25 protein-coding genes are annotated in these 22,611 nt (G+C 72.1%); 3 read left to right on the forward strand and 22 right to left on the reverse strand.

The window, feature by feature from the left end; translation table 11 throughout:
* Positions 1-23: 23 nt before the first annotated feature.
* Positions 24-389 (reverse strand): hypothetical protein, encoded by a 366-nt coding sequence (locus tag OG395_RS24020; protein ID WP_266982512.1) that lies wholly within the window; start codon positions 387-389, stop codon positions 24-26.
* Between the two features lie 52 nt (positions 390-441).
* On the reverse strand, positions 442-1,107 hold the full coding sequence (locus tag OG395_RS24025) for a hypothetical protein (RefSeq protein ID WP_327244803.1): 666 nt from the start codon (positions 1,105-1,107) through the stop codon (positions 442-444).
* 125 nt (positions 1,108-1,232) lie between these two features.
* Between OG395_RS24025 and OG395_RS24030 the strand changes: the two genes are divergently transcribed.
* Both OG395_RS24030 and OG395_RS24035 read left to right on the forward strand, forming a co-directional pair.
* Positions 1,233-2,291 (forward strand): aldo/keto reductase, encoded by a 1,059-nt coding sequence (locus OG395_RS24030; protein WP_327244804.1) that lies wholly within the window; start codon positions 1,233-1,235, stop codon positions 2,289-2,291.
* 22 nt (positions 2,292-2,313) lie between these two features.
* The gene (locus tag OG395_RS24035; protein WP_327244805.1) at positions 2,314-3,201 is read left to right on the forward strand and encodes an aminoglycoside phosphotransferase family protein; all 888 of its coding nucleotides are present in this window, start codon (positions 2,314-2,316) and stop codon (positions 3,199-3,201) included.
* Positions 3,202-3,498: 297 nt separating this feature from the next.
* Here the strand turns inward: OG395_RS24035 and OG395_RS24040 are convergent, their stop codons facing one another.
* The 9 genes from OG395_RS24040 to tsaB form a co-directional block, all read right to left on the reverse strand.
* On the reverse strand, positions 3,499-3,630 hold the full coding sequence (locus OG395_RS24040; protein ID WP_327244806.1) for a hypothetical protein: 132 nt from the start codon (positions 3,628-3,630) through the stop codon (positions 3,499-3,501).
* Between the two features lie 219 nt (positions 3,631-3,849).
* Positions 3,850-4,314, reverse strand: coding sequence for a VOC family protein (locus OG395_RS24045; protein ID WP_327244807.1), 465 nt, complete (start codon positions 4,312-4,314; stop codon positions 3,850-3,852).
* 66 nt (positions 4,315-4,380) lie between these two features.
* Positions 4,381-5,661 carry an RNA polymerase sigma factor gene (locus OG395_RS24050; protein WP_327244808.1) on the reverse strand — a complete coding sequence of 427 codons (1,281 nt, stop codon included), beginning with the start codon at positions 5,659-5,661 and terminating at the stop codon, positions 4,381-4,383.
* A 246-nt stretch (positions 5,662-5,907) separates the two neighbouring features.
* Positions 5,908-6,264, reverse strand: coding sequence for a YciI family protein (locus OG395_RS24055; RefSeq protein ID WP_327244809.1), 357 nt, complete (start codon positions 6,262-6,264; stop codon positions 5,908-5,910).
* Between the two features lie 125 nt (positions 6,265-6,389).
* Positions 6,390-7,421: an LCP family protein gene (locus tag OG395_RS24060; RefSeq protein ID WP_442818595.1), complete on the reverse strand. Its 1,032-nt coding sequence runs from the start codon at positions 7,419-7,421 to the stop codon at positions 6,390-6,392.
* An 84-nt stretch (positions 7,422-7,505) separates the two neighbouring features.
* Entirely contained in the window at positions 7,506-7,781 is a 276-nt protein-coding gene (locus OG395_RS24065) for a hypothetical protein (RefSeq protein WP_327244810.1), read from the reverse strand.
* Positions 7,778-8,875, reverse strand: coding sequence for a tRNA (adenosine(37)-N6)-threonylcarbamoyltransferase complex transferase subunit TsaD (tsaD, locus tag OG395_RS24070; protein ID WP_326792668.1), 1,098 nt, complete (start codon positions 8,873-8,875; stop codon positions 7,778-7,780). Before tsaD ends, OG395_RS24065 begins: the two co-directional genes overlap by 4 nt.
* A complete protein-coding gene (gene rimI, locus OG395_RS24075) occupies positions 8,875-9,390 on the reverse strand; it encodes a ribosomal protein S18-alanine N-acetyltransferase (protein ID WP_327244811.1) in 516 nt (171 codons plus the stop codon). The genes tsaD and rimI overlap by 1 nt, the downstream gene beginning before the upstream one ends.
* Positions 9,387-10,049: a tRNA (adenosine(37)-N6)-threonylcarbamoyltransferase complex dimerization subunit type 1 TsaB gene (gene tsaB / locus OG395_RS24080; protein ID WP_327244812.1), complete on the reverse strand. Its 663-nt coding sequence runs from the start codon at positions 10,047-10,049 to the stop codon at positions 9,387-9,389. The genes rimI and tsaB overlap by 4 nt, the downstream gene beginning before the upstream one ends.
* Positions 10,050-10,199: 150 nt before the next feature.
* Between tsaB and OG395_RS24085 the strand changes: the two genes are divergently transcribed.
* A complete protein-coding gene (locus tag OG395_RS24085) occupies positions 10,200-10,763 on the forward strand; it encodes a hypothetical protein (RefSeq protein WP_327244813.1) in 564 nt (187 codons plus the stop codon).
* A 419-nt stretch (positions 10,764-11,182) separates the two neighbouring features.
* On the opposite strand, the gene OG395_RS24090 is transcribed toward OG395_RS24085, so the two are convergent.
* From OG395_RS24090 to OG395_RS24140, 11 genes are all read right to left on the reverse strand, one after another.
* Positions 11,183-11,392, reverse strand: a complete 210-nt coding sequence (locus tag OG395_RS24090) for a hypothetical protein (RefSeq protein WP_327244814.1) — start codon at positions 11,390-11,392, stop codon at positions 11,183-11,185.
* A gap of 130 nt (positions 11,393-11,522) precedes the next feature.
* Positions 11,523-12,080 (reverse strand): tRNA (adenosine(37)-N6)-threonylcarbamoyltransferase complex ATPase subunit type 1 TsaE, encoded by a 558-nt coding sequence (gene tsaE / locus OG395_RS24095; protein WP_327244815.1) that lies wholly within the window; start codon positions 12,078-12,080, stop codon positions 11,523-11,525.
* Positions 12,049-13,311, reverse strand: a complete 1,263-nt coding sequence (locus OG395_RS24100) for an alpha/beta fold hydrolase (RefSeq protein ID WP_327244816.1) — start codon at positions 13,309-13,311, stop codon at positions 12,049-12,051. The genes tsaE and OG395_RS24100 overlap by 32 nt, the downstream gene beginning before the upstream one ends.
* Before the next feature lie 64 nt (positions 13,312-13,375).
* Entirely contained in the window at positions 13,376-14,533 is a 1,158-nt protein-coding gene (gene alr / locus OG395_RS24105) for an alanine racemase (RefSeq protein ID WP_327244817.1), read from the reverse strand.
* Between the two features lie 160 nt (positions 14,534-14,693).
* Entirely contained in the window at positions 14,694-15,077 is a 384-nt protein-coding gene (locus tag OG395_RS24110) for a DUF488 domain-containing protein (protein ID WP_327244818.1), read from the reverse strand.
* A gap of 58 nt (positions 15,078-15,135) precedes the next feature.
* Positions 15,136-16,596, reverse strand: coding sequence for an NAD(P)H-hydrate dehydratase (locus tag OG395_RS24115; RefSeq protein ID WP_327244819.1), 1,461 nt, complete (start codon positions 16,594-16,596; stop codon positions 15,136-15,138).
* Between the two features lie 4 nt (positions 16,597-16,600).
* Positions 16,601-16,969 carry a holo-ACP synthase gene (locus OG395_RS24120; RefSeq protein ID WP_266990539.1) on the reverse strand — a complete coding sequence of 123 codons (369 nt, stop codon included), beginning with the start codon at positions 16,967-16,969 and terminating at the stop codon, positions 16,601-16,603.
* Between the two features lie 24 nt (positions 16,970-16,993).
* The gene (gene glmS / locus OG395_RS24125; protein ID WP_327244820.1) at positions 16,994-18,841 is read right to left on the reverse strand and encodes a glutamine--fructose-6-phosphate transaminase (isomerizing); all 1,848 of its coding nucleotides are present in this window, start codon (positions 18,839-18,841) and stop codon (positions 16,994-16,996) included.
* 168 nt (positions 18,842-19,009) lie between these two features.
* The gene (locus OG395_RS24130) at positions 19,010-19,807 is read right to left on the reverse strand and encodes a copper homeostasis protein CutC (protein WP_327244821.1); all 798 of its coding nucleotides are present in this window, start codon (positions 19,805-19,807) and stop codon (positions 19,010-19,012) included.
* A complete protein-coding gene (locus OG395_RS24135; protein ID WP_327244822.1) occupies positions 19,804-21,327 on the reverse strand; it encodes a M81 family metallopeptidase in 1,524 nt (507 codons plus the stop codon). Before OG395_RS24135 ends, OG395_RS24130 begins: the two co-directional genes overlap by 4 nt.
* Before the next feature lie 23 nt (positions 21,328-21,350).
* Positions 21,351-22,571, reverse strand: a complete 1,221-nt coding sequence (locus OG395_RS24140) for an ROK family transcriptional regulator (protein WP_327244823.1) — start codon at positions 22,569-22,571, stop codon at positions 21,351-21,353.
* Positions 22,572-22,611: the final 40 nt, after the last annotated feature.

The following is a 22,611-nucleotide window of genomic DNA, read 5'->3' on the forward strand; positions in this document are numbered from 1 at the left end:
GGCAAAGCGTGCCGGGAGGGACACTAGGCCAGGTCGGTCAGGTCGTCGGCGTACACCTGGGAGAGCGGCTGCGGGCCCACGTACTGCTGGCAGTTGCACTGCCCGGCTTCGAAGCGGACCGGGTTCTTGCTCTCGTCCCAGGCCGTCGGCACCTCGACCCGCTCATGGCACTTGCCCTGCTTGTCATGCTTGGCAAGGTGGTGCGTGCAGCCGCAGATCGGCTCCGGCGGCCGGTTCGCCGCCTCGACGGCCAGGCGTTCCTGTTTGCCCGCCTCCAGCAGTTCCAGCTTGCGGGTGTGCCGGTTGCGCAGCGCCGTACGGACGTTGTCGACCGCCCATCCGAAGCCACCGGTCCAGAAGATGATGAGCACCCACCAGTACCACTCCATGTGACCCCTCCCCCTGCGCGGATCCTGCTACGCGGCCAGAATAGAGGCGGGCTCAGCGGTGAGCACCGCCGCGGACGGAGAACAGCGGCTCGGGCCCGGGCGCCCCGACAAGCACCCTCAGCACCCAACGGCGGTGCGCGAACGCCTTGGTGACGCCGATCAGACCGAGCAGCCAGCCGATCATCCCGAGCCCCATGACGAGGGCGACCGCACCGTAGGTGTCCTCGGGGGCCTCCGCACCTGCCGGGACGGCCACGCAGGCGTACAGCCCGACCGCACAAAGCGCGAACGACGAGAGCATCCAGGCGAGGCTCGCACCGGAGGCCCGCAGCCGCATGTCGCCGTCCGGATCGCGGTCCAACTCGCCCCAGGCGTCGAGCAGCCGGCGGATCTGCCGGTCGCGGCGCAGACCGACGACGACGAAGACCACCGACGGCACGACGCAGCAGGCGCCCAGGGCGGCGAGGACGACGCCGAGGACGGCACCGAAGATGTCGTACGACTCCTCGAAGGTGAGGATCGCGGTGCCCACCAGCGACCAGCCGAGCGCGCACAGGGCGCCCCACAGCCACAGCAGCACCAGCCGGCCGCGCCCCACATGCATGGTGACCAGCTCGCCGAGGACGAACGCCCGGTCGGCGAGCAGGGCTTCCCTGTCGGGCCAGGAACGTATCCCGACGGGCGGAGGGGGCGGCGGCAACAGTGTGCGGCGGGACATGGGCCCGAGCCTACCGACCGGGTGCGGGCACGGTTCGGCGTGGCTTGCGTTGAAGCGCGCTCCAGCTCGTAACGTCCGAATGTGACCGGCTGACCGGAAGCACGCACGTACCGAGGGAGAACACTGTGCAGTACACGCTGTTCGGCCGGACCGGCCTGCGGGTGAGTGAGCTGAGCCTCGGCGCCATGACCATCGGCGAGGACTGGGGATGGGGCGCGGACAAGGAGACCAGCGCCCGGATCGTCGACGCGTACGCGGACGCGGGCGGCAACTTCATCGATACCGCCAACAACTACACCAACGGCAGCTCGGAGACGATCCTCGGCGAGCTGCTCCAAGGCCGCCGGGACCGGTTCGTACTCGCCACGAAGTACAGCTGCGCCACCCGCACGGGCGATCCGAACGCGGCGGGCAACCACCGGAAGAACCTGGTCCAGTCGGTGGAGGCGAGCCTCGCCCGGCTGCGTACCGACCGCATCGACGTGCTGTGGGTGCACGCACGGGACAACTTCACCCCGGTCGAGGAGGTCATGCGCGCCCTCGACGACCTCGTACGGTCCGGCAAGGTGCTCTATCTCGGGGTGTCGGACTGGGCGGCGTGGGAGATCGCGCAGGCGAACACCATGGCCGAGCTGCGGGGCTGGACCTCGTTCGCCGGTTCGCAGCTGCGGTACAACCTGCTGGAGCGCACCCCGGAACGCGAACTGCTTCCGCAGGCCCGCGCCTTCGACCAGGCCGTGCTGGCGTGGAGCCCGCTCGCCGCAGGCAGGCTCACCGGGAAGTACCGCCGCGGCGAAACGGGCCGGCTGGACGCGCCCGCCTTCGACAACCGGGCCGATCGCCGGGAGGAGGAGGTCCTCACCGTGGTGCTGGAGGTCGCCGAACAGGGCGGCTGGAGCCCGGCGCAGGTGGCGCTGGCGTGGCTGCGCGGGCGGCCCGGGAACATCATCCCGATCGTCGCCGCCACCAGGGTGAGCCAGCTCGTCGACAATCTCGCCTGTGTCGATGTCGCGCTCGACGCCGCCGCGGTGCACCGGCTCGACGCGGCCAGCGAGGTACCCCTCGGTTTTCCGCACGACTTCCTGCGGGAGCCGGGGGTCATGAGGAACGTGTACGGGGACCTCTGGGCGGACATCACGGACCGGCGCTCGACCTACCGCCGGACGGCGAGCGAGATCCGCTAGCGGCGCTCCGTAGGCTGTCCGGATGATCGCGATACCGGCGGACTTCGAGCGGACCACGGTCGGCCGGGAAGGCGCACGCGGCCGGGCCTGGGTGGAGTCGCTGCCGGGGCTGGTCGACGAGCTGCTGCGGCGCTGGGACTGCACCGTGGACACCGGACCGGTTCTGCACGGCCAGGTCGGGGTCGTCGTTCCCGCTCGGCGGTACGACGGGTCCCGCGCCGTGCTGAAGGTGTCGTTCCCCCACCCGGGCAACATCCATGAGCCGGACGCCTTCTCGGTGTGGCGCGGGCGCGGAGCCGTCGCCCTGTACGAGCGGGACGACGAGCGGTTCGCGATGCTGCTGGAACGGGCCGGGCCCGGCACCCTCGCCGGTCTCGACGACCTCGACGCGGCGGTGACCGCGGCCGGCCGTCTGGTACGCAGGCTGGCGGTCCCGGCCCCGCCCGGACTGCCCCGGCTCGCCGACCGGTCCGACGCGTGGGAGCAGGAGATCCGCGAGCACGCCGTACGGCTGGCCCGGCCCCTGCCGCGGTACGTCACCGACGCGGCGCTGGCGACCGTACGGGAACTGGGCCGCGAGCAGCCGGACACCCTGGTCCACGGCGATCTGAACTACGGCAACGTGATCGCCGGCGCACGCGAGCCCTGGCTGGCCATCGACCCCAAGGGCTGGGTGGGCGACCCGGCGTACGACGGGATCACGCTGCTCCGCAGCCGCCTCGACTCCCTGGACGCCACGCTGCAGCGTCGCGTGTCGCTCTTCGCGGACGCCGCCGAGCTGGACCGCGACCGGGTGCGCCGCTGGGCGCAGGCGCGTGCGGTGACGGCGGCCCACTGGGGACGGCTGTACGGCGACCCGGAGTGGCTGATCACCGCGACCGACGGGATCGCGACGGCGCTCGTCCGATGAGGTGACGCCTCAACGGTGTACGGGACGGGCGGGGCCGGTGGCGTCGGGGATCCCGCCCGTTCCGTCCGGTCTCAGCTGTCCGACCGGCCGTCCGGGTACTCGCTGTACCCGTCGAACCCGGCGTCCGCCCCGTCGTACTCGAAGTCGTCGGCGCCGTCGCCACCCGCCCGACCCGGAGTGGCTGATCACCGCGACCGACGGGATCGCGACGGCGCTCGTCCGATGAGGTGACGCCTCAACGGTGTACGGGACGGGCGGGGCCGGTGGCGTCGGGGATCCCGCCCGTTCCGTCCGGTCTCAGCTGTCCGACCGGCCGTCCGGGTACTCGCTGTACCCGTCGAACCCGGCGTCCGCCCCGTCGTACTCGAAGTCGTCGGCGCCGTCGCCACCCGCCCCCGACTCGGGGTTGTAGTCGTACTGGTCGGACATGATGGCTCCTCTCGCGACGGGCGCCCGATGCGCCCCGGTCACGCGGTCAACGAGGCTGCCGGACCGGTCGATGCGCCCGCGCGACCCGGGCCACCTCAGTGGCGTACAGCCCGGTCGGCCGGTTGACCGGTTCCCGCCCATGGCCCGTCAGTTGCCGGTCAACGGGGCGGCCTTGAGGTACGTGTCGCACACCCGGCCCACCGGGCGGCACGGACGCCGTCAGGCGTTGCGCAGCGCCTCGATGTCGAGCTTCTTCATGCCGAGCATGGCCTTCATGGCCCGGTCCGCCTTGGCCGGGTCAGGGTGGGAGAGCGCCTCGGACAGCCCGCGCGGGACGATCTGCCAGGACAGCCCGTACTTGTCCTTGAGCCAGCCGCACTGGCTCTCCTCGCCGCCGTCGGTGAGCCTGTCCCACAGCTCGTCGACCTCCGCCTGCGTCTCGCAGTCGACGGCGAGCGAGATCGCCTCGGTGAACGGGAACTGCGGACCGCCGTTGAGCGCCACGTACTCCTGGCCGGCCAGCCGGAAGTCGACGGTCATGACGGCGCCCGGCTCGCCGGGCGACGACTCGGTGTAGTGCGACACGCCGAGCACCTTCGAGTCGCCGCCGAAGACGGAGACGTAGAAGTGCGCGGCCTCCTCGGCCTGGCTGTCGAACCACAGGAAGGTCTTGATCTTCTGCATGGCCTGCTCCTCGGCTGTCCGTACGGACGTCGGCTGTGCAAGGTGGACCGGGCGGGCCGCGGAAACTCATCGCTCGGTGCCGGATTCCTTCTCCGCCCGGGTCAGCAGCAGCGCCCGCTCGCGCGCGTTACGGGTCAGGTCCGCCGCCCGCAGGAACTCCGCCCGTGCCTCGTCCGTGCGCCCCAGCCGCGCCAGCAGATCGCCGCGCACACTCGGCAGCAGGTGGTACGCCCTCAGCGCCGGGTCCCCGGCCAGGGCGTCGACCAGCGCGAGCCCCGCCTCCGGCCCCTGCGCCATCGAGACGGCGACCGCCCGGTTCAGCTCGACGACCGGCGACGGGGCCGCCTTCAGCAGCAGCCCGTAGAGCGTGGCGATGACCGTCCAGTCCGTCTCCTCGTACGTCACCGCGTGGGCGTGGCACGCGGCGATCGCGGCCTGCAGGGCGTAGGGGCCCGGGGTGTCGCCCGCCGCGTTCGCCCGCTCAAGGGCCGCGTATCCGCGCCGGATCAGCAGCCGGTCCCAGCGGGACCGGTTCTGGTCGGCGAGCAGCACGGGCGCACCGTCCGGCCCGGTCCTGGCCGCGATGCGGGACGCCTGGAGTTCCAACAGCGCCACCAAGCCGTGCACTTCGGGTTCCTTGTCCATCAGTCCGGCCAGCACCCGGGCCAGCCGCAGCGCGTCCTCGCAGAGCGCCGGGCGCAGCCAGTCGTCGCCCGCGGTGGCCGAGTAACCCTCGTTGAAGATCAGATAGATGACTTCGAGGACGGAGTCGAGCCGGGCCGCGCGCTCGGGGCCGTACGGCACTTCGAAGGGGACACCCGCCCGGCCCAGGGTGCGCTTCGCGCGGACGATGCGCTGGGCGACGGTCGGCTCGGACGCCAGGAAGGCCCGGGCGATCTCGTCGGTGGTGAGTCCGCCGAGCAGCCGCAGGGTGAGCGCGATCCGGGCCTCGGTCGACAGCACGGGGTGGCAGGCGGTGAAGATCAGCCGCAGCAGGTCGTCGTCGATGTGGTGGGGGTCCTCGGTGCTGTTGAAGTCTCCCGGCTCGGGCGGCGGCACGTCCTCCAGGCTCCGCCCGACCTCGGCCAGCTTCCGCGCGTACGTCTCCTTGCGGCGTACGAGATCGATCGCGCGGTGCTTGGCGGTGGCCATGAGCCAGGCGCCCGGTCTGTCCGGGACACCCGACTCCGGCCACTGCTCCAGCGCGGCGACCAGAGCGTCCTGCGCGAGCTCCTCGGCGATGCCGACGTCCCGCACGATGCGGGTGACACCGGCGATGATCCGCGCGGACTCGATCCTGAATACCGCCTCGACCGCCTGCGTCGCGCTTACTTCCGTCACGGCCACCCATCAGAGCAGCCGTACCGGGGCGCAGCAAGCGCGGCCCGGGACAGTCCTTAGAGTGCCCGGCAGTAGGCAGTGCGGGTGAAGGAGCGGGGCTGGGGTGCGTGCATCGCAAGGCGGAGGATCGAGCCAACGCGAAGGGGGTCCCCCATGCCCCTTCAGGGCCATGGGGGATTTGGTGATCGACGACAACGCCGCGAGGTGCGTGCCCCGGCCCCGCGACGCCGCGAAGCCCACTGCCGGGCACTCTTAGCTCTCGGCGATCTCGCGGACCTCGGAGGTGACGGTCCAGTTCTTCGGGTGGATCTCCAGGAACCGCTTGGTCCACTCCAGCGCCTCGGCCATGTCCTTGCACTGGGTGATGGCGTAGCCGCCGACGACTTCCTTCGTCTCGGTGAAGGGCCCGTCGGTGTAGCTCAGCTTGCCGCCCTCCCAGGTGACCCGGGTCCCCTGCGAGGTGGGGGTGAGCCCGGCGGTCTCCAGCATGACCCCGGCCTTGGTGATCTCCTCGAACAGCGCGCCCATGCGCGCCTCGAAGTCGGGGTCGGGGGCCTCGGAGGGGAGGTTCTGCTCATCGATGCGGATCATCGACAGGTAGCGCGGCATGGTGACTCCTCGGTGCGGGAGGGCGGGGGCTTTCCCTGCCTCTCACCCTCGCGTCGAACGGGAGACGCCGCAATCGACACACTCCCCCGAAGAAGTTGAAGAAATTTCCGGGAGACTCTTCCGGACTACCGCAGGGACGCCCACAGCTTGCTCGCGGCCGGTTCCTGCGCCACCACCCGGTTGGGGTCGGACGGGGCGGTGACGACGGGCATGGTGACCGTCCTCAGCCCGCTCGAGGGGATGTTCCGCAAGCTCTGCGCCAGGCTTCTCAGCTCGCCGAGCGAGTCGAGTCCGGTGTCCGTGGTGAGGCTGCCGGTGACCGCGTCCGCCACCTTGTACAGGCCGGCCGCGCCGGTCAGCAGGTTCGTGTCCCGGACCTCCTTCAGCAGCGACTGGACCAGTTGTTGCTGGAGCTCGATCCGGCCGAGGTCGCTGCCGTCGCCGATGCCGTGGCGGGTGCGGGCGAATGCCAGGGCCTCCGTGCCGTCGAGCCGGTGCGTGCCCGCGTCGAGGTGGAGATGGCTGCGGTCGTCGTCGATGTCCTGGGCGGTGGTGAGGGTCACCCCGCCCAGCGCGTCGACGAGGTCGGCGAAGCCGGAGAAGTCGATCTCGATGTAGTGGTCCATCCGGACACCGGTGAGCCGCTCCGCCGTCGTGACGGCGCAGACCGGACCGCCCACCGAGTACGCGCTGTTGAACATGACGTTGTACGCCGTGGGGGTCGTACCCCCCGAGGAGACCGGGCACGAGGGGCGGGTCACCAGGGTGTCGCGGGGGATGCTGACGACGGTGGCCTTCGTGCGGTCGTCGTTCAGGTGGACGACCATCGCCGTGTCGGAGCGGGCGCCGGAGCTGTCACCGCCGCCGAGTGCGGCGTTCTTCTTACCGGTGCGCGAGTCCGAACCGAGGACCAGGATGTTCAGCGCACCGGCGGGCAGGGGGGACGCGGAGGCGGACGGCGTCGTGCTCGGGACGGTGGTGGGCGCCCGGGCCGGGCGGTTGTCGCCCAACGCGTTGTCGATGTCCACGCTGCGGATGTTCTGGTTCAGATGCCAGTACGCCCACCCCGCTCCGGCCGCGGCGAGCACCAGCACGCAGCCGATCACCGCGGCGGCCGCCCTGAGCGGTCGGGGGCGGCGTCTCTTCTCTCGGGTCACGTCGAGGAACGTAGGTCCGAATTATTACGACGGGAACCGTTGTTCGGTTTTCCTTCGGAAAATCTCAGGAACCCTTGAGTTTTCTCATGTTCCGCCGGCGGAGCCGCCGGCCACCTCGAACCGCCATCGGTGCACCGCCCTGGTGATCAACTCGGCTGCGGGTTCGGGCAGCTCGGGCAGCTCGGCGCCGTATGCCGCCTCCCACCAGGTGATGACCAGCACCCGGTCCTGCGGGGCGCGCAGCAGCTCGTACCGCAGCGGCTCAGCCGCCAGCTCACCGGTGCGCGCCCGGGCCCACTCCAGCAGTTCGGCGCCCCGGCCGTCCACGGCCCGGGCCTCCCACATGAGGGCGACGGTCATGAGTAGAGGTTGTCCTTGCTGATCTCGTGCACATGGTCGTGGTCGTGCGCACTGCCCGGCACATGGGTGTCCGTCACCGGCAGCGACGAGTCCGCCGACAGTTCCAGATCGGACGCGGAACGGTTGCGCGCCACCATCTCGGCGCCCAGCGCCGCGACCATCGCCCCGTTGTCCGTGCACAGTCCGGGCCGCGGCACCCGCAGCCGGATGCCGGCCCGCTCGCAGCGCTCCTCGGCGAGCGCCCGCAGCCGCGAATTGGCCGCGACGCCGCCGCCGATCATCAGGTGGTCGACGCCCTCGTCCTTGCAGGCCCGAACGGCCTTCCGGGTGAGCACATCGACGACGGCCTCCTGGAAGGACGCCGCCACGTCCCGTACCGGCACCTCCTCGCCCGCGGCCCGCTTCGCCTCGATCCAGCGGGCGACGGACGTCTTCAGACCGGAGAAGGAGAAGTCGTACGCGGGGTCGCGCGAGCCGCTCAGTCCGCGCGGGAACGCGATCGCCTTCGGATCACCCTCCTTCGCCAGCCGGTCGATGACCGGGCCGCCGGGGAAGCCGAGGTTCAGCACCCGGGCGATCTTGTCGAACGCTTCGCCCGCCGCGTCGTCGATGGTCGCGCCCAGAGGCCGTACGTCGTTGGTGATGTCCGGCGCGAGCAGCAGCGAGGAGTGGCCGCCGCTGACCAGCAGCGCCATCGTCGGCTCGGGCAGCGGGCCGTGCTCCAGCTGGTCGACGCAGATGTGCGAGGCGAGGTGGTTCACCCCGTACAGCGGCTTGTTCAGGGCGTACGCGTACGCCTTCGCCGCGGAGACACCGACGAGCAGCGCACCCGCCAGCCCGGGACCCGCGGTGACGGCGATGCCGTCGAGGTCGCGGGCGCTGATGCCCGCTTCCTTCAGGGCGCGTTCGATGGTGGGGACCATCGCCTCCAGGTGCGCGCGGGAGGCGATCTCCGGGACGACGCCGCCAAAGCGGGCGTGGGTGTCGACGCTGGACGCGACAGCGTCCGCGAGCAGCGTCGTCCCGCGGACGATGCCGACGCCGGTCTCGTCGCAGGAGGTCTCGATGCCGAGTACGAGCGGTTCGTCAGCCATCAGTCAGTTCCAGTTTCCTGTACGTGCTCTGGTGCGGGTTCTTGTACGTGGAGGCGCATGACGAGTGCGTCGACGTTGCCCGGCTGGTAGTAGCCGCGGCGGAAGCCGATCGGTTCGAAGCCGAAGCGTTCGTACAGCTTCTGCGCACGCGTGTTTTCGACCCGGACTTCGAGGAGCACCTCCGCGCACTCGAAGGCCGTGGCGTGCTTCAGCAGATCGGTGAGGAGTTCGGAGCCCAGCCCGCCGCCCCAGTGGTCGCGGGTGACGCCGATCGTCTGGACGTCGGCGAGGTCACCGGCGGCGGCGAGTCCCGCGTACCCGACGATGCGTCCGGTGTCCGGGGCCTCGGCGACGACATAGCGGCGGGTGGCCTGCGGCCCGCGGGCGTGCGCCAGCTCGGACCAGAACATGCCGGCCGACCAGGCGTCCTCCGGGAACAGCTCGTGTTCGAGCTGCAGCACCGGGTCGATGTCCCACCAGCGCATCTCACGCAGCACGGCAGTCGGGCTCGTCACTTCGGGGTGACCACCTTGTAGTTCTTCGGGACCTGGGCGTCGGGCCGGCGGAGATACAGCGGCTGCGGCGGCAGCAGCTCCGCTCCCGCGGCGAGCCGCTCGGCGGCCAGCGCCGCGAGCGCCCCGGCGCTGACGTGCTCGGGACCGCGGGCGTCCGGGAACGCGTCGGGGTAGAGAGCCGCGCCCGCCCCGACCACCGGGAGCCCGGCGAGCTGCTCGGCGATGTCGGCGGGCCGGTCGACGGCGGGTTCGCCGACGCGGGTACGGGAATCCTCGTACCGCGCCCAGTAGACCTCCTTGCGGCGGGCGTCCGTCGCCACGGCGAACGGGCCCTCCAGTCCGCCCTGCCCGGCGGCGTACGCGAGACCGTCCAGCGTGCACAGCCCGTGGACCGGCACGGAGAGCACCGAGCCGAACGTCGCGGCCGTCACAAGACCGACCCGCAGACCGGTGTACGGGCCGGGGCCGACGCCCACGACCACGCCGGTCACGGCGTCGAGTTTCACCCCGGCCTCGGCGAGGACCCGGTCGACGGCGGGCAGCAGCAGCTCCCCGTGCCTTCGGGCATCGACCTGGCCCGACTCGGCGACGACGGAGTTCCCGTCGTGCAGGGCGACGGTGACGGCGGGGGTGGCGGTATCCACGGCGAGCAAGAGCACGCAAACAGCCTACGGCTCCGCCGACGGCTCCATGGCGCCCCGTACGGCATCCCGTTCCCACCGGCGCCTGCTGCTACCGTCACCGGGTAGACGCGGGTACGACGTAAACGCTTGTACGACATACGTACGTCGGTGAAAGGGGCACGCACGGTGGCAAGGGGCAGCTCGGGAATCGTGGCCGGGCTCACCGCGGCGGCAGTCGTCGCGGTCGGCTTCCTGGCCTACCAGGCATCGGCGAACGCCCCCGACTCCGTCGCCGTCCCCAAGCCGGAGGCGTCCAGCAGCGCCCCCGCCGTCGGCCACGACAAGCCGAAGGACAAGGAGCGGCCGACCGCGCTTCCCGCCGAATCCGGGACCGGGGCGCGGGTGGTGTACGCGCTGGGCGACCGGCGTGTGTGGCTGGTCGACGCGCAGGGGAAGGTGACCCGGACCTTCGCCGTCATGCCGAGTGCCCTGAGCCCACGGCCGGGGGTCTACAAGGTGGGTTCGCGCTCGGGCTCGATCAAGGGCTCGGACGGCGTGCTGATCGAGCACGTGGTGCGGTTCGCGATGGCCGACGGGGATGTGCCCGTGGGATTCAGCGCGGCACAGGACGGCTCGATGGAGAGCCCGGACCCGACGCTGAAGACCGGCGGAGTACGGATGAAGCGCGCGGACGGCGACGCGATGTGGGCATTCGCGACGGTCGGCGCCAAGGTGGTCGTCGTCCCGTAACGCCACCGGGGACGGGCGGCCCGGGGCCTCTCGTTCGGATCGGGCGGCGTTGTTTGTCGTCGGTCGCCGACTCCCCCATGGCCCTCGAGGGCCGTCATAACATCGGGGGACGCCCTTCGCGTGGGCTTCTTCCTGCGCCTTGCGGCTGCATGCACCGAGGCGACGCCGACCGCTCCGCGGCGGGCCGCTCCTCGCCCGATCCGAACGAAAGACCTCAGAGCCTGTCGGGTGACCTCTGATCGGGCGGCCACGCCCTGGCACGCACGCTTCCCGCGTTGCCGAAATGTCCTAGTAGCTCCTTCTCCAGGCTCTCGGCTTCGTTCGAGCAGGGGAGACCCCATCCGAGGACATCCCGCCGCCTTGGAATCGCACGCACCAGACCGCGTCCGCTATCCGATCGAAGGTCACCCGACAGGCTCTCAGGCGGCGTCGCGCTCCTCGTCACACCCCTGGGACCCCTGGGGCCCCTGCTGCTCCCGGGGCTCGTGCCGCTCCTGGCGCTCCTGGCGCTCCTCCGACGGCGGCGTCGAGACCGCGGTCGCCGCGGCGCAGGCCGCGAGGAGATCCTTCATCGACACCGCGGACGTCACTGGCGGCTGCGGCTGCGCTTCACGCTCTGGCGTCGGCATGGATGCCTCCTGGGCTCCGGTGGAAGGCGTGGTTAGGCAGACCTAACCAGCTCTCGGCATCCATGTGACCACGCCCAACCCGCCCCGCGCAACAATTTGCCGACAGCCTGTCGGAAACGTGTCGGTACTCTCAGCGGCCGGCTTCCAGCGCCGCCCCCAGTCCTGCCCAGCGCTCCCCGATCCCGACCAGCGTGACCGAGCGCCGCTCGTCGTCCGTGTCGCCGACCGCGCGGTGGATCAGCACCTGCAGCCGGTCGTCCGAGAGCTCCTCGACCTTGCCGTCGCCCCACTCCACGACCACCACCGACTCCGGCAGCGACACATCGAGGTCCAGGTCCTCCATCTCGTCGAGGCCGCCCCCCAGCCGGTACGCGTCCACATGGACGAGCGCCGGACCGCCGCTCAGGGACGGGTGGACGCGGGCGATCACAAAGGTGGGAGAGGTGACGGCGCCACGCACCCCGAGACCCTCGCCGAGCCCCCGGGTCAGTGTCGTCTTCCCGGCGCCGAGCTCGCCGCTGAGCATCACGAGGTCGCCGGGGCGCAGCAGACCGGCGAGACGGCGGCCCAGCGCCTGCATCTGTTCGGCGGACGTGACATCGAAACGGGCGGTGACCTGGGCCTGTGCGGTCATGACCGCCGGGGTGTGCGCGGTTTCAGCTGCCGGGCTGTTGTGCGGTGCTTCCATGCCCGCCAACGTTAGCCGCTGCCGGTACGGCTCCGATCCGTACCAGCAGGTCCGCCAGCCGGTCGGTCACCGTCTCCGGGTGCTCCAGCATCACCAGATGCCCGCCGTCCGGCACGATGACAAGCTCCGCGTCCGGCAGCTGGTCGGCGATCGCCTCGCTGTGCGAACTGGGTGTCACCAGGTCCTTGTCGCCCGCCAGGATCAGCACCGGCACGTCGCGGAACGCGGGCAGCGCCGCACTCTTGTCGTGCTCGGTGAAGGCCGGGTAGAACTCCGCGACCACGTCGATCGGTGTGGACTCGATGAGCCGCTCGGCGAACCGCTCGACCGCCGGGTCCACGTCCCGGGAACTGAACGAGTACCGCTTGATGAGCCCGGCAAAGAGATCGGCGGTCGCCCGCCGCCCCCGCTCCACCAGCTCGGCCTGTGAGCCGAGCGCCTTCAGCACCCCGGGCAGCACCCGCCGCACGGCGTTCACACCCGCGACCGGCAGCCCGAAACTGACCTCGCCGAGCTTCCCGCTCGACGTACCGACGAAGGCGACGGCGGCGACCCGCTCCCGGATCAGCTGCGGGTACTGCTCGGCGAGCGCCATGATCGTCATGCCGCCCATCGAGTGCCCGACCAGTACCAGCCGCCCCTCGGGGGCCGCCGCATCGATGACCGCCTTCAGATCGCGGCCGAGCTGGTCGATCCCGACCGTCACGCCCTGTGCCTGGGCCCGGCCGCGCTCGGACCGGCCGTGGCTGCGCTGGTCCCAGTGCACGGTGCGCACCAGGTCGCGCAGCGCCGCCCGCTGGAAGTGCCAGGAGTCCTGGCTGAGGCAGTAGCCGTGGCTGAAGACGACGGTGACGGGCCCGGGGACCTTGCGGCCGAAGAGACGGCGTCTGCGCGGTCCGGTACCGGCGGGCCCGGAGCCCGCACCCGGGCCGGCGCCCGCGCCCGTACCGCCGTCGGGTCCGACCTCGTCGGTCTCGTAGTACAGCTCGGTGCCGTCGTCGGCGGCGGCCCGGCCGGGCATGCCGCGCAGCGAGCCGTACGGCCCCGAGGCGTCCAGCGCCAGCCTGGCCCGCCTGCGCATGCCCCGGCCGACGGTCATCCGCTCGACCGCGACACCGGCCGCCGCGCCGGCGGCGATCACGCCTATGGCGGCTCCGGCGATGCCCGCCCGGCGCCAGCCGACCGCCGAAGCGGCCGTCGCCATCGCGTCCCCCGCGCTGATCTCGCTCACCGTGCCGTGCTCCTCGTCGGTCGTTGTCCGTCAGGTCAGGTCAGGACGTGCAGGACAGAGCGGATCAGAGAGAACCGGTCGGGATCTCGTTCAGATAGACGCGCGGCACGCGGCCGCCGATGCGGGTGACGATCTCGTACGCGATCGTGCCGGCCGCCTCCGCCCAGTCCTCGGCGCTCGGCTCGCCCCGGTCCCCCGGGCCGAACAGCACCGCGTCGCTGCCCACCTCGACGGTGTCCCCGTCGAGATCGACGACGAACTGGTCCATGGCCACCCGGCCCGCGACCCGCCTCCGGGCGCCGCCGACCAGGACCGGGCCGCGCCCGGAGGCGTGGCGCGGGATGCCGTCCGCGTAGCCGAGCGGGATCAGGCCGAGTGTCGTCTCGGCGGACGTCGTGTAGTGGTGCCCGTAGCTGATGCCGTGCCCGGCCGGCACCTGCTTGACCAGGGCGACCGACGCGGCGAGCGTCATCACGGGGCGCAGCCCGAAGTCGGCCGGGGTGCCCAGCTCCGGGCTGGGCGAGATGCCGTACATGGCGATGCCGGTCCGCACGAGGTCGAAGTGCGACTCGGGGATCGTCAGCGTCGCCGGGGAGTTGGCCATGTGCCGCACCTCGGGTTCGACGCCCGCCTTCTCCGCGTGCGCGACCATGTCGCGGTACGCCGCCAGCTGGGCGGAGATCGACGGATGGCCGGGCTCGTCGGCGCAGGCGAAGTGGGACCAGAGGCCGGTGACCTTCACCGTGCCCTCGCCCTCGGCGGTGCGGGCGGCGGAGACCAGTTCGGGCCAGTCGGCGGGCTGGCAGCCGTTGCGTCCCAGTCCCGTGTCGGCCTTGAGCTGGATACGGGCCGGCCGTCCGGCCTCCCGGGCCGCGGCGACGACCTCGCGCAGCGCCCACATGCCGCTGACCGACACATCGATGTCGGCCTCGATCGCCTCGCGCCAGGGGCCGCCCGGTGTCCACAGCCAGCACATCACCCGGCCGCCGAGCCCGGCGGCGCGCAGGGCGAGCGCCTCGTGCGGGGTCGCGGTGCCGAGCCAGGTCGCCCCGGCTTGGAGCGCGGCCCTGGCACAGGGCACCGCCCCGTGCCCGTACGCATCGGATTTGACGACGGCCATGAGTTGCGCGCCGGCCGCCCGGGCACGCAGAACACGCACGTTGGCGCGCAGTGCTGCGAGGTCGATCTCGGCTCGGGCTCTCAAGGACGCTGTCTCGTTCATCGCGCCCAGTCTCTCAGAGGCACACGGCAGGACCCTCAGGTGCCGGGTCCGGTCAGCGCCTTTCTTTCGGATCGTGCCGGGCTCGCGGGGTCCGGCCCGATCCGGAAGAAAGGCCCGGGGCGCGTCACCGGTGGCGGCAGCGGTCGCGGGGCCGCTGATGTCACTGATGGCGCAGCTCATGTTCCACGTGATCGACGAGGACCGGGACATGGCTGTGCGGGACGTCCTTCACCGCTGTGACGAGGGTCACCGGGCCGCCCGCACGGACCAGCTCGACCAGCTCCCGCACCGCCGCCGTGTGGGAGGGGTCGGTGAGTTCGGCGCGGTAGCGGTCCACGAAGTCGTCGTACCGGGTACCGCTGCGGTCCTCGTGGTACCAGGAGCGGAGCTCGTTCGACGGGGTGAGGTCCTTCAGCCACCGGTCGATCCGTGCCCGGTCCTTGGCGACGCCGCGGGGCCAGAGCCGGTCGACGAGGACGCGGGTCCCGTCACCGTCCTCCTGCGGGTCGTACACCCGGCGTACGCGTACGGAGTCGCTGCCCACCGTCGACCACTCCTCACCGGCTCTCCTGCGCGGTTCCGTGTCCGCTGCCCAGGATCTCTCAGGCCCGCACGTCACGCCACGCCGCGGGCACCGCGTCCGCGACGTCCTGGGCGGAGACCGGGCCGCCGTCCGAGGCGTGGCGGGCGGCGAGGCCGTGCAGGTAGGCGCCGACGGAGGCGGCGTCGCGCGGGTCGAGACCCGCGGCCAGCAGGGAACCGGTCAGCCCGGAGAGGACGTCGCCGCTGCCCGCCGTGGCCAGCCAGGAGGTGCCGGTCGGGTTGACCCGTACGGGAGCGCGTCCGGTGCCGTCGGCGACCAGGGTCGTCGACCCCTTGAGCAGCACGGTGGAGCGGTAGCGGGCGGCGAGCTCCCGGACGGCGGCGAGCCGTTCCTCCTCGACCGCCTCGCGCGGGACGCCGAGCAGCGCGGCGGCCTCCCCGGCGTGCGGGGTGAGCACCGTCGGTGCGGTGCGCGACCGCACGACGGCGGCGTCGAGCAGCCGCAGCCCGTCCGCGTCGACGAGTACCGGAACCTCGGCGTCCAGCACGTCGGCGACCGCCGAGACGGCGTCCGTACCGTCCCCGAGCCCGGGTCCGACGACCCACGCCTGCACCCGCCCCGCCTTCGACGGCGGGCCCGTGTGGACCAGGGTCTCCGGGTGCCGGGCGATCACGGCACCGGCGCCCGGCCCGACGTACCGCACCGCGCCCGCACCGCCCCGCAGCGCCCCGCCGACGGCGAGCACCGCCGCGCCCGGATACCGTGCGGATCCGGCAACGATGCCGACGACGCCACGCCGGTACTTGTCGCTCTCGCTGCCGGGAAACGGCAGCAGCGCGGCGACATCGGCGTACTGCAGCGCCTCCAGATCGGGTACGCCGGGCAGCTCGTCGCCGAGCCCGATGTCGACGAGGTGCAGTGCGCCCGCCAGGTCGGCGGCGGGGTCGATGAGCAGCCCCGGCTTGTACGCACCGAAGGTGACCGTCGCATCGGCCCGCACGGCGTCGCCGAGCACCTCCCCGGTGTCCGCCTCGACGCCGCTGGGCAGGTCGACCGCGAGAATCGGCGCCCCGGTCGCCTGGTAGGCGCGCACCAGCGCGGCCGCGTCCGGGCGCAGCCCGCCGCGCCCGCCGATGCCGGTGATGCCGTCGACCACCAGATCGACACGGCCGATCCGGTCCGTGCCCACCTGCGCCGCTTCCTCCGCCAGCCCGCCCGCCGCGCGGAGCGCCGCGACCCCGCCCTCGTGGGCGCGGTCCGGCGAGGTCAGCAGCGCGCGGACGCCCGCGCCGCGCCGGGCCAGCCGGGCGCCCGCGTACAGCGCGTCGCCGCCGTTGTCGCCGCTGCCGACGAGCAGGACGACCCGGGAACCGTACACGCGGCCATTGCGCCGCAGCAGATCGCCGCAGGCCACGGCGAGTCCCGCGGCGGCCCGCTGCATCAGGGCGCCCTCCGGCAGCCGTGCCATCAGGGCACGCTCGGCGGCCCGTACGGTCTTCACGCTGTACGCAGTTCGCATACGGTCAACCTTCCGCGATCACCACGGCCGACGCCACCCCCGCATCATGGCTCAGCGAGACGTGCCAGTGCCGTACGCCCCGCTCGGCGGCGCAGGCGGCGACGCTGCCGCGGACCCGCAGCCGGGGCCGCCCGCTGTCCTCGACGTATACCTCGGCGTCCGTCCACAGCAGCCCGCCCGGCGCGCCGAGCGCCTTCGCGACGGCTTCCTTGGCGGCGAACCTGGCGGCCAGCGAGGCGATGCCGCGCCGCTCACCGCTGGGCAGCAGCAACTCCCTCTCCAGGAAAAGCCGCTGAGCCAGATGCGGCGTACGCTCCAGCGCCGCGCCGAACCGTTCGATCTCCGCCACATCGATCCCGACCCCGATGATCACGCGCTCACTCACTCATTCTTCGACTCACTCGACAGTCACGGACTTCGCCAGATTGCGTGGCTGGTCCACCTCGTTGCCGCGGGCGGTGGCCAGTTCGCAGGCGAAGACCTGCAGGGGCACGGTCGCCACCAGCGGCTGAAGCAGCGTAGGCGCAGCGGGGATCCAGATCAGATGATCGGCGTACGGAACGACCGCCTCGTCGCCCTCCTCGGCGATGACGACGGTGCGGGCGCCGCGGGCCCGGATCTCCTGGATGTTCGACACGATCTTTTCGTGGAGCACCGAACGCCCGCGCGGCGACGGCACGACCACGACGACCGGCAGATCGTCCTCGATCAGCGCGATCGGCCCGTGCTTGAGCTCGCCGGCGGCGAAGCCCTCGGCGTGCATGTAGGCGAGTTCCTTGAGCTTCAACGCCCCTTCGAGGGCGACCGGATAGCCGACGTGGCGCCCCAGGAAGAGGACGGTGTTCTTGTGCGCGAGCGAACGGGCCAGCGCACGCACCGGCTCCATGGTCTCCAGGACCCGTTCGACCTGCCCGGGGACCTCGGAGAGCTGCCGGACGACGGTCCGGATCTCGTCGCCCCACTTCGTACCGCGGGTCTGGCCGAGATACAGGGCGACGAGGTAGCAGGCGACGAGCTGCGTCAGGAACGCCTTGGTCGAGGCGACGGCGACCTCCGGCCCGGCGTGCGTGTACAGCACCGCGTCGGACTCGCGCGGAATGGTCGACCCGTTCGTATTGCAGATGGCGAGGACCTTCGCCCCCTGCTCGCGGGCGTGCCGCAGCGCCATCAGCGTGTCCATCGTCTCGCCGGACTGGGAGATCGCGATGACGAGGGTGCGCTGGTCGAGGATCGGGTCGCGGTATCGGAACTCGCTGGCGAGTTCCGTCTCGCAGGGCAGCCTGGTCCAGTGCTCGATGGCGTACTTGGCGATCATCCCGGCGTGGTACGCGGTCCCGCAGGCCACGACGACGACCTTGTCGACCTCCCGGAGCACGCTCGGCGCGATGCGCACCTCGTCGAGGTGGAGCGCGCCCGAGCCGTCGATCCGCCCGAGGAGCGTGTCGGCCACGGCCTTCGGCTGCTCGGCGATCTCCTTGAGCATGAAGTAGTCGTAGCCCCCCTTCTCGGCGGCGGAGGCGTCCCAGTCCACGTGGTACTGACGGACCTCGGCGGGCTGCCCGTCGAAGTCGGTGACCGTGACGGACTCCCGGCGCAGCTCGACGACCTGATCCTGTCCCAGCTCGATCGCGGACCGGGTGTGCGCGATGAACGCGGCCACATCGGAGGCCAGGAACGCCTCCCCCTCCCCGACCCCGACCACGAGCGGTGAGTTCCGCCGGGCTCCCACCACCACATCCGGCTCATCGGCATGCACGGCAACCAGGGTGAACGCCCCTTCGAGCTGCCGGCAGACCTGTCGCATCGCCTCTGCCGGGTCACCGGTCGACGAGTACGCCTCGGCGAGCAGATGAGCGACGACCTCGGTGTCGGTCTCGGACGCCAGCTCATGCCCGCGCTCGGCGAGTTCGGCCCGCAGCCCGGCGAAGTTCTCGATGATTCCGTTGTGCACGACGGCGACGCGGCCCGCGTTGTCGAGGTGCGGGTGGGCGTTGGCATCGGTGGGCCCGCCGTGGGTGGCCCACCGGGTGTGCCCGATCCCGGTGGTCCCGGCCGGAAGGGGCTGTTCGACCAGCGCCTTCTCCAGATTGACGAGTTTGCCGGCCTTCTTCGTGGAGGCCAGCCCGCCGTCCGCGAGAACGGCGACACCCGCGGAGTCGTACCCGCGGTATTCGAGGCGTTTCAGCCCCGCGACGACAACATCAAGCGCGGACTGCCCACCGACGTACCCGATGATTCCACACATAACGATCCTTTCGTGGCCGCCCTCCCCTCGCTTGGCATCGTCGCAGAAGGGGCGCGGGGCGGCCGGGATCATTCGTCGGCGGAGTCGCTGCAATCCTCTGTGAGCGGCAGTCCGGGCCCGCTTCCCGCTCCCGCGCCCACCGGCGAAGTTCCGCGAACCGCTGCTCGCTCAGGCCGTGGCCCTCGAACCCGGCGCTTCCGGCGCAGGGCACCAGCCCTGCGTCCCCACCGCCCGCCGTGCCTCGGCCACCACTTCGGGATCGGTGACGAAATGGGTGTCCTGCTCGGCCGACGCACCCCCGGCGCCGAGCGGTACCCAGCCGCCGCCACGCCGGGGCAGCGCCCTGGTCTTGGCGGAGAGGTGGACGGCGGCGGCTCCGGCAGAGGTCAGGGCCGGGATGTCGGCGGGGCGCACCCCGCCGCCGGCCATCACCTGCACCCCGGGTGCGGCGGCGGCCATCGCAGCGATCGCCTCCAGCCCCTCGGCCGCGGTGGGGGCACCGCCCGAGGTGAGGACCCGGGTGAGTCCGAGGGAGGGCAGCAGTGCGGCGGTGGCCACCGGGTCGGCGGACTGGTCGATGGCGCGGTGCAGGGTGATGTCCACCGGGCGGCCCGAGGCACGGGCCGCCTCGGCGAGCCGGGCGACCGCCACGGTGTCCAGGGCGCCGTCGGCGGTCAGCGCGCCGATCACCACGCCGGAGGCGCCGGAGGCGATGACGGACCGCACCTCGGCGGCCATCAGCGCGATCTCCTCCGCGTCATGGACGAAGTCGCCGGGCCGGCACCTGACCAGCACCTGCACCGGCAGCCCCTCCCCGGCGATCGTCTCCACCAGGGCTGCCGACGGGGTCAGGCCGCCCAACTCCAGGGCGACGCAGAGCTCGACCCGGTCGGCGCCGTTCTCCCGGGCTGCGCGGGCGCCGGCCGGTGAGGTGACGGCGATCTCCAAGGCGGGACGTGCGGTCACTCGTCGTCCCCGGTCAGCGGCTGGTCGGAGGCGGGAATGATGCGGGCCGACAAGTCCGGGTCGGCCATCTCGCGGTCGAAGGGGAACATCGGGCGGCGGATGCGGTGGTGGCCCAGGCGTACCAGGTTCTGGTCCACACCGCCGGGGGTGAGCGCCATCTTCCAGCCGACCGACATGTCGAAGAGCTCGGGCTCCAGGTAGCCGATCTTCACGATCACGATGTCGGCGCCGCGCGGGTCGAGGTCCAGGTCGGTGAAGTCGTGCTCGTGGTGGTAGGGCTTGCGCAGCTTGGTGAGGATCGCGTACACGCTGCCGACCCGGATGACGACCTCGGTCTCGGCGTCGCGGTCGCCGTGCCGGATGGCGTGCACCACACCGGTCAGGGTGACCGGGCCCGCGTGCCGGTCGTCCACCTCGGCACCGGCGGTGACCGTGACGGTGGCGCCGACACCGGCGGCGACGGCGGTCTCGACGGCAGCCGGTCCGGGCATCGAGGCGTAGATGACGGTCGGGCCGTCGTCCTCCTGGAACTCCGGGCGGGTCAGCAGCCGTGTCAGACCCCAGGTCACGTCGCCGGCGCCGCCGGCGGTCGGGTTGTCCCCGGTGTCGCTGATGAAGTACGGGCGCTGGTCGGAGGCCAGGGCCTCGTCGAGGATCCCGTCGAAGGTGCCGGTCGGGGCGACGAAGTCGAAGTCGTCGCGGGCCTTCCAGAAGCCCTGGGCCAGGCGCTCGGAACCGGCCGCCACGGCGGCCCGGTCGGTGCCGGTGACCACCACCACGGCGCGGTTGCGCGGTTCGTCGGCCCAGGCGTAGCCGACCCATATCGCGGCGTCGATCACGCCGTCCATGGCCTCGACCTCGTCCACGGCCGCGTACACGCTCCTGGCCGGCTCGATCCGGGTGGAGGTCTGCTCGCCGGCCAGCAGCACCGGCACCGGCACCCAGGCCTTGACCGGGCGGGGCGCGCCGGAGACCAGCAGGTCCACCAGGTTGCGGACGGCCCGCTCCTTGGTCTCCATGTGGTCCTCGTGCGGGGCCATCCGGTAGCAGGTGATCAGGTCGCTGCCGTGGGCGAGCTCGCGGGAGACGTTGCCGTGCAGGTCCATCGAGGTGGAGATGATCACGTCGGGGCCGACGGTGGCGCGGATGCGCTCCAGCAGCACCGCCTCGGCGTCGTCGATGCCCTCCACGGTCATGGCGCCGTGGATGTCGTACCAGAGGCCGTCCGGCTTGGGCAGCGCGGCGAGCCGTTCGATCAGCTCGTCCGTCAGCTCGGCCCAGGCGGCGGCGGTGACGGTGCCGCCCGGCAGCGACTTGCCGACCAGGGCGCCGTGCCAGTCGGCCGCCTCGCGCAGTTCCTCACCGGGGGTCAGGAAGGGGTAGCGGTCAAGCACTTCGGCGCCGCGCGAGGGGTGGAAGGCGGGGGCCTGGGTGCGAGCGGGAGAGAAGGTGGACGACTCGATGCCGAGTCCGGCTATGGCGATGACCGGGCGGGCTGCGACGGTGCGGGATTGCGACATGGCTCCTCGTAGGGGGTGGGGCGTCAGGCGTGGCGGGGCGCCGGGGCGCGGAATTGGTCGGTGCCGCCGACCTCGCGCAGCGCGAGGGCCAGGGCGCGCTGCAGGGCGAACTGCCCGGCGCCGACCAGTCCTGCGTCGGCGCCCAGGCTGGCCCGCTCGATGGTGAGGTGTTGGGTGACCAGCGGGTGGCAGCTCTCGTAGAGCTGGCTGCGCACGGCGGCGACGAACGGCTCGAGGGTGGAGAGAATGCCGCCGAGGTAGACCGCGTCCGGGTTGAAGAAGTTGACGTTGGCGGCGAGCACTTGGCCCAGGTAGTCGCCGGCCCTGCGGACCGCACGGGTGGCCTCCGGGTCGGCATCCACGGCCAGCCGGGCCACGTCCTCGGTGCTGCTGACGTCGGCCCCGCGCTCGCGCAGGATGCGGACCAGGGCGGCGCCGGACGCCACGGTTTCCAGGCAGCCGGTGTTGCCGCAGGAACAGGGGATGTCGGCGCCGCCGTCGATCCGGATGTGGGTGATGTCACCGGCCGCGCCGGTGGCGCCCCGGTAGAGACGTCCGTCGGCGATGACGCCGGCGCCGATCGCGGAGCCGATCTTCACCATGATCGTCTGCCGGTGCTCGGCGGGCCGTACGGTGTGCTCGCCGATCGCCATGCAGTTGGCGTCGTTGTCCACGGCGGCAGGAACACCGAAGCGTTCCTCCAGCCAGGCGGTGACCGGGAAACGGTTCCAGCCCGGCATCCGGGACGGCAGGACGACCGAGCCCGACGCGATGTCCACCGGCCCGGGCAGCGAAAGCCCGACCCCGCGCAGCCGGCCGCGGCCGCGCTGCTCGGCCAGCGCCTCCAGGGTCTCGGCGAGCCGGGGCAGGGCCGCCTCGGGGCCGTCGGCAATCACGAAGGGGACGGTCGAGACATCGGTCAGACCGCCGCCGGGCAGCACCACACCGATCCGGGCATGCCGGCCGCCGAGGTCGGCGGCGACGGCGAACTCGTCGTTGCTTCCCAGTCTCAGCACTTTGCGGGGGCGCCCGCCGGTGGAGGACTGGGTGCCCTCCTCGGCGATCAACCCGCGCTCCACCAGATGGGCCACGGTGAGAGAGATGGTGGAGGCTGCGGCCCCCAGCAGTCCGGCGAGTTCGGCGCGTGACGAGGCCTGGCCCGATGCGACGAGTTCCAGGACCCGCGCGGCGAGGGCCGGTGTGCCTTTCGCGGCCTTGCGGTCCCATGCACTTATTTCAGTCATGTACGAAGTAACTTCCGCAACGGTGTGTGTGGCGAAGACA

Source organism: Streptomyces sp. NBC_01320 (assembly GCF_035974375.1).
Classification (GTDB): Bacteria; Actinomycetota; Actinomycetes; order Streptomycetales; family Streptomycetaceae; genus Streptomyces; species Streptomyces yanii.

What these genes read in the sequence shown, in the direction of transcription:
- OG395_RS24020 (WP_266982512.1), bottom strand. Translation starts at nt 389, where the DNA reads ATGGAGTGGTACTGGTGGGTGCTCATCATCTTCTGGACCGGTGGCTTC.
- OG395_RS24025 (WP_327244803.1), bottom strand. Translation starts at nt 1,107, where the DNA reads ATGTCCCGCCGCACACTGTTGCCGCCGCCCCCTCCGCCCGTCGGGATA.
- OG395_RS24035 (WP_327244805.1), top strand. Translation starts at nt 2,314, where the DNA reads ATGATCGCGATACCGGCGGACTTCGAGCGGACCACGGTCGGCCGGGAA.
- OG395_RS24040 (WP_327244806.1), bottom strand. Translation starts at nt 3,630, where the DNA reads ATGTCCGACCAGTACGACTACAACCCCGAGTCGGGGGCGGGTGGCGAC.
- OG395_RS24045 (WP_327244807.1), bottom strand. Translation starts at nt 4,314, where the DNA reads ATGCAGAAGATCAAGACCTTCCTGTGGTTCGACAGCCAGGCCGAGGAG.
- OG395_RS24055 (WP_327244809.1), bottom strand. Translation starts at nt 6,264, where the DNA reads ATGCCGCGCTACCTGTCGATGATCCGCATCGATGAGCAGAACCTCCCC.
- OG395_RS24065 (WP_327244810.1), bottom strand. Translation starts at nt 7,781, where the DNA reads ATGACCGTCGCCCTCATGTGGGAGGCCCGGGCCGTGGACGGCCGGGGC.
- tsaD (WP_326792668.1), bottom strand. Translation starts at nt 8,875, where the DNA reads ATGGCTGACGAACCGCTCGTACTCGGCATCGAGACCTCCTGCGACGAG.
- OG395_RS24090 (WP_327244814.1), bottom strand. Translation starts at nt 11,392, where the DNA reads ATGCCGACGCCAGAGCGTGAAGCGCAGCCGCAGCCGCCAGTGACGTCC.
- tsaE (WP_327244815.1), bottom strand. Translation starts at nt 12,080, where the DNA reads ATGGAAGCACCGCACAACAGCCCGGCAGCTGAAACCGCGCACACCCCG.
- alr (WP_327244817.1), bottom strand. Translation starts at nt 14,533, where the DNA reads ATGAACGAGACAGCGTCCTTGAGAGCCCGAGCCGAGATCGACCTCGCA.
- OG395_RS24115 (WP_327244819.1), bottom strand. Translation starts at nt 16,596, where the DNA reads ATGCGAACTGCGTACAGCGTGAAGACCGTACGGGCCGCCGAGCGTGCC.
- glmS (WP_327244820.1), bottom strand. Translation starts at nt 18,841, where the DNA reads ATGTGTGGAATCATCGGGTACGTCGGTGGGCAGTCCGCGCTTGATGTT.
- OG395_RS24135 (WP_327244822.1), bottom strand. Translation starts at nt 21,327, where the DNA reads ATGTCGCAATCCCGCACCGTCGCAGCCCGCCCGGTCATCGCCATAGCC.
- OG395_RS24140 (WP_327244823.1), bottom strand. Translation starts at nt 22,571, where the DNA reads ATGACTGAAATAAGTGCATGGGACCGCAAGGCCGCGAAAGGCACACCG.